The following is a 1038-nucleotide window of genomic DNA, read 5'->3' on the forward strand; positions in this document are numbered from 1 at the left end:
CTCGCCTCGGTCGTGCCCGACGCCCGGGCGACCGCCGCCGCCCTGGCCGCGGCGGCCGCCGACCCCGCCGCGCCGGGGGCCTGACCCGTGCGCCGCAGCCCGCGACCCGCGGTTTCGACAGATCCGCGCGGGGTGGCCGAGACTGGGGGCATGCCCCAGACGGTCCGGGTCGGCACCCGTGCGAGCGCGCTCGCCCTCACCCAGACGGGGCACGTGGCGGACGCGCTGACCGCCCTCGGCGCCGGACCGCACGAGCTGGTGCGCGTCCGGACGGACGGCGACCGGCTCACCGGCTCGCTCGCGACGCTCGGCGGCACCGGCGTGTTCGTGACCGCGCTGCGCGACGCCCTGCTGGACGGCCGCTGCGACGTCGCCGTGCACTCGTTCAAGGACCTGCCCACCGCCGTCGCCCCGGGGCTGGTCGTCGCGGCCGTGCCGCTGCGCGAGGACCCGCGGGACGCCCTGTGCGCCCGCGACGGCCGCACGCTCGCGACCCTCCCCGAGGGCGCCGCGGTCGGCACCGGCTCCCCGCGCCGCGCCGCGCAGCTGCGGGCGGCCCGCCCCGACCTGCGGGTGGTGGACATCCGCGGCAACGTCGACACCCGGCTGCGCCGGATCGAGGACGACCTGGACGCCGTGGTGCTCGCGCGGGCGGGCCTCGCGCGCCTCGGGCGGCTGGACGCCGTGACCGAGGCGCTTCCGTTCGACGTGATGACCCCCGCGCCCGCGCAGGGTGCCCTGGCGGTCGAGGTCCGCGCCGAGGACGCCGCCGCGGGCACGCCGCTCGCCCGGGCGCTGGCGGCGCTGGACCACCGGCCGACCCACCTCGCCGTGCTGGCCGAGCGCGCCCTGCTCAGCCGGCTCGAGGCGGGCTGCGCCGCGCCCGTCGGCGCGCACGCGCGGATCGGCGCGGACGACGAGCTGACGCTGGAGGCCGTGGTGCTGCGCACCGACGGCACCGAGGCGCTGCGCCGCACCGCGTCCACCACCATCGCCGGCGGAGCCGCGGGCCCCGCCGGCGCCGACCCCGCCGCGGCC

At 81.0% G+C, this 1038-nt stretch carries 1 protein-coding gene; it reads left to right on the top strand.

All coding sequences use genetic code 11. The annotated features are described in order from the left end of the window. Positions 1-150: 150 nt before the first annotated feature. Positions 151-1038: hydroxymethylbilane synthase (gene hemC, locus FA014_RS19555; protein ID WP_154731258.1), on the top strand; the 888-nt coding region annotated here is incomplete at its 3' end.

Origin of the sequence: Cellulomonas hominis, assembly GCF_005239125.1 — a bacterium.
Classification (GTDB): Bacteria; Actinomycetota; Actinomycetes; order Actinomycetales; family Cellulomonadaceae; genus Cellulomonas; species Cellulomonas hominis_A.